We start from the raw sequence: 5231 nt of genomic DNA, 5'->3' as shown, positions 1-5231 counted from the left end.
GGCCTGAATGTCAACACACCCTAGACAACGAAGCGTGTGTGTCCTTCGGCACACACGCCCACCCCAGCACCTGCGCTCCTCGGCGCAGCCAGCAGGGGTGGGGAGCGGGTACCAAACGGCTGCTGCTTTCGCAGCTGCGCCGGGTGTCGGCTACGCGCTGCGCGCTGCCGACGAAACTGGCGCGAGCGCTCTGCCCAGGCCAAGCGCAGCGAGGCAGTTGGGGCCGAGCGAAGCAATGGCCCGTGTGGGGCCCGCACCCACCCCCTTCTGACCGTGCCGAGAAGCGCAGAAGCTGGGGTGGCGTGTGTGCCGAAGGACACACACGCTTCGTCCATCTGACTCGCCGCAGATGTCTGAACGGAGTTCGCCCGTAGGGGGAACGCAGTGAGTTGCGAGGCGCACCCCAGCTTCGAGCATCGCAGGCTGCCCCCTCGCCCACCGGGCGAGGGGGACACGGGCAGCGGGGTCGCCTTTCTTTGGGGTACCTTTCTTTGGCGACGCAAAGAAAGGTACCTCGGCCGCCGGGCCGAGACCCGGCCTCCGCCTTCAATCAAAGCATGCCGTCAAAATTGGGCTGCCGCCGGGCGCACATCCCGGCCTCCGCCCTAAAAAAAACAACAGAAGCAACCGCAGCCGCAACGCTGTGAAGCTTCAAAAAAAGAATCAGCCCACCGTATCCCGGCTAACCCCAGCCGTCTGGCTGAAACCCCCATCCACATACGTGATCTCAGCCGTCATCCCGCGGGCCAGCTCCGACAGCAGGAACGCCGCCACATTGCCCACGTCTTCGATGGTCACGTTGCGGCGCAGGGGCGAAGAGTCCGCCACCATCGACAGCAGCTTGCCAAAGTCCTTGATACCGCTCGCCGCCAGCGTCTTGATCGGCCCGGCACTGATGCCGTTCACGCGCATGCCCTTGGGGCCCAGGGCCTCGGCCAGGTAGCGCACGCTGGCTTCCAGGCTGGCCTTGGCCAGGCCCATGGTGTTGTAGTTGGGTATGGTGCGCAGCGCGCCCAGGTAGCTCAGCGTGATCAGCGAGGACTTCTCGTTGAGGTAGGGCAGGGCCGACTTGGCCATGGCCGGGAAGCTGTAGGCGCTGATGTCGTGCGCGATGCGGAACGACTCGCGCGACAGGCCTTCCAGGAAGTCGCCGGCGATGGCTTCGCGCGGCGCAAAGCCGATGCTGTGCACGAAACCGTCGAACTTGGGCCACACCTGCGCCAGGTCTGCGAACATGCGGTCGATCTGCTCATCGCTGCCCACGTCGCAGTCAAACACCAGCTTGGAGTCGAACTCGGCCGCGAAGTCGGTGATGCGGTCCTTGAAGCGCTCGCCCACATAGCTGAAGGCAAGTTCTGCACCCTGGGCGCGGCAGGCCTTGGCGATGCCGTAGGCGATGGAGCGGTTGGACAGCACGCCGGTGATGAGCAGTTTCTTGCCGGTCAGAAAACCCATGGTTCGTTCTCCTGTGGAATTTTGGGGGAATAAATGGCGATGTGGGGCCGGGGTAACCACCGCGTATGGATATGCGCCATCCACTGCAGACCCGGCCGAACGTAGTGCAGAATTGTCGCATGCGGTCTTGGCTCACTTTTTTGCTGATGGGTTGTTGCGCGGCACCTGCCTGGGCCGCGCATGGGTATGCGCTCTGGGGCGACCTCAAGTACCCCGCCGGGTTTGCCCATTTCGACTATGTGAACCCCGATGCACCAAAGGGGGGCGAGTTGCGCATGGTGAGCAATCTGCGTTACTCCACATTCGACAAGTACAACCCCTTCACCATGAAGGGCTCGCCACCCGCCTACCTGTCCGACCTGCTGTTCGAGAGCCTGCTCACCGGCTCCATGGACGAAACCGCCTCGGGCTACGGCCTGCTGGCCGAGGACGTCGATGTGCCGCCCGACCGGCTCAGCGCCACCTTCCGCCTGCGCGCACAGGCGCGTTTCCACGATGGCAGCCCGGTGGAGGCGGCCGATGTCAAGCACACCTACGAGATGCTGATCAGCCCGCAGGCCTCGCCGGGTTACGCCACCTTGCTGCAGGAGGTGGCCGGCGTGGACGTGGTCGACAAGCGCACCGTGCGCTTTCGCTTCAAGCTGCCCAACCGGGAGCTGCCGCTCACCGTGGGCAGCTTGCCCATCTTCAGCCGCGCATGGGGCCGCCAGCCGGACGGCAAGGCCAAGCCCTTCGACCAGATCGTGACCGATACGCCCATCGGCAGTGGGCCGTACCGCATCGGGCCGGTGGCTTTTGGCCGTGACATCACCTACGCCCGAGACCCGAACTACTGGGGCCGCGACCTGAATGTGAACAAGGGCGCGTTCAACTTCGATGCCATCACCGTCAAGATCTACAAGGACAACACGGCCCGGCTGGAGGCCGTGAAGGCGGGAGAGTTCGACTTCATGACCGTTTACTCGGCGGGCGACTGGGCGCGCCGCATCAACGGCAAGCTGTTCAAGCAGGGCGTGCTGGTCAAGAAGGACATGAAACACCGCCTGCCTGCGGGTTTCCAGAGCTATGTGCTCAACACCCGCCGGCCCATGTTGAGCGACCCGCGCGTGCGCGAGGCGCTGGGCCTGGCCATCGACTACGAGTGGATGAACCGGCAGATGTTCTATGGCGGCTACCCGCGCGTGACCGACCTGTTCGGCAACACCGACTGCCAGGCCACCGGCACGCCCGGCCCCGAGGAACTCAAGCTGCTGGAACCCTGGCGCGGCAAGGTGCCCGACGCCGTTTTCGGCCCCATGTACCAGCCGCCGGTGACCGAGGGCGAAGGCCACTCGCTGCGCGAAAACCTGCGCCGCGCACGCCAGCTGCTGGCCGATGCGGGCTGGACCTACCGCGACGGCGCCCTGCGCAATGGCAAGGGCGACCCCATGGTGATCGAGTACCTGGACAGCCGCGAGGGTGGCGCCCGCGGCCTGGCGCCGTGGATTCGCAACCTCGAAAAGCTGGGCATCACCCTGCGCTTCACGGCGGCGGACTTCGCGCTGTACCAGCAGCGCATGGACAAGTTCGACTTCGACATGATCACCCTGAACTACCAAGGCACCTACAACCCGGGCCAGGAGATGCAGGAGTACTTCGGCAGCAAGCGCGCCGACGTGGAAGGTGCCAGCAACCATTCGGGCGTGAAGAGCCCGGCCGTGGATGCTATCGTCACCCAACTGACCCGCGCCGACACCAAGGCCGAGCTGCTGCCCGCCTGCCGCGCGCTGGACCGGGTGATCATGCACAGCCACTATTTGATTCCACAGTGGACCCTGTCGTCCCATCGCGTGGTCTACAACCAGCAGCGCCTGGCCTACAAGGAACCCATGCCCCCCTATGCCAAGGCCGAGGAGTGGCTGATGTTCTCCTGGTGGAGCATCAAGAAGCCATGATGATGACCACGGCCCAACCTTGAACCGCCGGAGCCCAGCCACACGCCATGCTTGCCTACATCGCCAAACGCCTGCTGCTGATGCTGCCTACCCTTCTGGGGGTATTGCTTTTGACCTTTGCGGTGATCCAGTTCGTACCCGGCGGCCCGGTCGAACAGTACATGGCCGAGGCGCGCGCCGCCGCTGGCAAGGGGCGTGGGGCCGAGGGCGGCGCCATGGCCTACCGCGGTGACCAGGGCGTGGACCCCAAGCGCGTGGAGCAGATCAAGGCGCTCTACGGTTTCGACAAGCCCGCGCACGAACGCTTCTTCATCATGCTGGGCCAGTTCGCGCGCTTCGACCTGGGCAAGAGTTTCTTCCAGAACAAGAGCGTGTGGGACCTGGTCAAGGAGAAGCTTCCCGTCTCCATCAGCCTCGGCCTGTGGACCTTCTTCATCAGCTACCTGGTGGCCGTGCCGCTGGGCGTGGCCAAGGCCGTGCGCGCGGGCTCGCGCTTCGACCTGGTGACCACGCTGCTCATCCTGGTGGGCTATGCGATTCCAGGCTTCGTGCTTGGCGTGGCCTTGCTGGTGATCTTTGGCGGCCAATTGCAGTGGTTCCCGCTGCGCGGGCTGGTGTCGTCCAATTGGGAGCAACTCAGCTGGGGGGCGCGCATCGTGGACTACCTGTGGCACATCACGCTGCCGGTAACGGCCATGGTGGCTGGCAGCTTTGCGGTGACGGCCATGCTCACCAAGAATGCTTTCCTCGAAGAGATCCGCAAACAGTATGTGCTGACGGCACGTGCCAAGGGCCTGTCGGAGCGGCAGGTGCTGTGGAAGCATGTGTTCCGCAATGCGCTGATCCCCATCATCACGGGCTTCCCTGCCGCCTTCATCGGTGCCTTCTTCGCCGGCTCGCTGCTCATCGAGACGCTGTTCTCGCTCGATGGCCTGGGCCTGCTCGGCTACGAGAGCGTGATTCGCCGCGACTACCCCGTGGTGCTGGGCACGCTCTACCTCTTCACCCTGATCGGCCTGGTCACCAAGCTCATCAGCGACCTGTGCTATGTGTGGGTTGATCCCCGCGTGAAGTTCGACTGACCGCATGAACACACCCTCTGCAAGTCCCTCCAGCAGCGCCGCACCCGCCAGTGCGGTTGCGGTGCCTGCAGCCTCCCTGGCCCCTCCCGTGTCCCGTTCTCCCTCGCGCCGGGCCTGGCTGCGCTTCAAGCGCAACCGCCTGGGCTTCTGGAGCCTCGTGATCTTCTGCGTGCTGGTGGTCATCAGCCTGGCCGCCGAGCTGGTCAGCAACGACCGGCCCCTCATCGTGCGCTACGAGGGGCAGACCTATTTCCCCATGCTCCAGACCTACCCCGAAAAGACTTTCGGCGGCGACTTCGAGACCCCGACGGACTACCTGGACCCGTTTATCCAGGAACGGCTGAGCGCAGGGAGCAACTGGGCCCTCTACACCCTCAACACCTACGGTCCCACCACCCTCAACTACTTCGCCAAGGAGCCCAACCCCTCGGCCCCCACACGCGACAACTGGCTGGGTACCGATGACCGTGGCCGCGACATGCTGGCCCAGTTGCTCTACGGGTTTCGGGTGAGTGTGCTCTTCGGCCTGGCGCTGACCTTCATCGGCACGGTGCTGGGCATCATCACCGGGGCGATCCAGGGCTTCTTCGGCGGCAAGACGGACCTGGCCTTCCAGCGTTTCATCGAGATCTGGGGCTCCATGCCCGAGCTCTACCTGCTCATCATTTTCTCGGCGGTGCTCTCTCCCAGCATCTGCCTGCTGATCCTGGTGCTCAGCCTGTTCGGATGGTTCGGTCTGACCGACTACGTGCGCGCCGAG

The 5231-nt window shown here is 64.6% G+C and carries 4 protein-coding genes; 3 read left to right on the top strand and 1 reads right to left on the bottom strand.

The genetic code is table 11. From position 1 onward, the window contains the following. Positions 1 to 663: 663 nt before the first annotated feature. Complete coding sequence (gene fabI, locus ACK59X_RS13550; RefSeq protein WP_409957846.1) at positions 664 to 1455, bottom strand: enoyl-ACP reductase FabI; 792 nt, start codon at positions 1453 to 1455, stop codon at positions 664 to 666. 119 nt (positions 1456 to 1574) lie between these two features. On the opposite strand from fabI, the gene ACK59X_RS13545 reads away from it, so the two are divergent. The 3 genes from ACK59X_RS13545 to ACK59X_RS13535 all read left to right on the top strand — a co-directional run. After that, positions 1575 to 3389 carry an extracellular solute-binding protein gene (locus tag ACK59X_RS13545; RefSeq protein WP_409957845.1) on the top strand — a complete coding sequence of 605 codons (1815 nt, stop codon included), beginning with the start codon at positions 1575 to 1577 and terminating at the stop codon, positions 3387 to 3389. Between the two features lie 47 nt (positions 3390 to 3436). Next, positions 3437 to 4471: a microcin C ABC transporter permease YejB gene (locus ACK59X_RS13540; protein WP_409957844.1), complete on the top strand. Its 1035-nt coding sequence runs from the start codon at positions 3437 to 3439 to the stop codon at positions 4469 to 4471. A 4-nt stretch (positions 4472 to 4475) separates the two neighbouring features. Further along, a partial coding sequence (locus tag ACK59X_RS13535) for an ABC transporter permease (RefSeq protein WP_409957843.1) occupies positions 4476 to 5231 on the top strand: 756 nt, incomplete at its 3' end.

This window comes from Acidovorax sp., assembly GCF_046339755.1.
In the GTDB taxonomy this organism is placed as follows: domain Bacteria; phylum Pseudomonadota; class Gammaproteobacteria; order Burkholderiales; family Burkholderiaceae_C; genus Acidovorax.
Note: the sequence above shows the minus strand (reverse complement) of the source record. Positions and strands in the feature narration are given on the sequence as shown.